We start from the raw sequence: 618 nt of genomic DNA on the forward strand, positions 1-618 counted from the left end.
TCGGTCGCTGGGACGCCTATACGCGGGGCGGCTTCGCCATTATGCCCCACGCATCTGCGCCCCTTAGCTTAAAGTTAGGTGTCAGGGATGAAAACGATATTACTGTCATTTATTGTCATTGTGTTAGCTGGGTGTACATCAGTCGCCAAACCTACTATCCATCTGCATTCCAACGGAATTAACGAAGCAAAGCTAACCAGCCTAAGAACCAAGTTAGAAAAAAGTGGGTATACAGTAATCAATAGCAATCAAGACTTTTCTCATTTCTTGTTTACGCCGCTCATAGTTGTTCCAAAAAACTCTAAACTCAATACACCAGAGCTTCGACAACAAATAACCGACACTTTAGGCTCTATACCAATTGTAAAACGTGGTAACTTTAAAAATCATAAGTATTCGGTCGGCCATATTGGTGTGTATCTTCGAGCAAACAATGCCACCTAACAAAAAAATTAAGTCACTCACTTCGTTCGCTGGGACGCATACATGCGGGGCGGCTTCGCCATTATGCCCCACATGCCTGCGCCCCTTATTTAAAAGCGTTATAAGGCGTCAGCCTAAACTTCGTTTGCCTTAGTAAAAAAAGTGGTGCAACTACCCTTACCTGTTTTCATTAGC

The 618-nt window shown here is 43.7% G+C and carries 1 protein-coding gene; it reads left to right on the plus strand.

Annotated elements, in window-relative coordinates; genetic code table 11:
* Positions 1-87: 87 nt before the first annotated feature.
* Positions 88-444, plus strand: coding sequence for a hypothetical protein (locus J5X92_RS20885; RefSeq protein WP_013785562.1), 357 nt, complete (start codon positions 88-90; stop codon positions 442-444).
* Positions 445-618 lie beyond the last annotated feature (174 nt).

The organism is Alteromonas sp. K632G (assembly GCF_017653625.1).
Lineage (GTDB): Bacteria > Pseudomonadota > Gammaproteobacteria > Enterobacterales > Alteromonadaceae > Alteromonas > Alteromonas naphthalenivorans.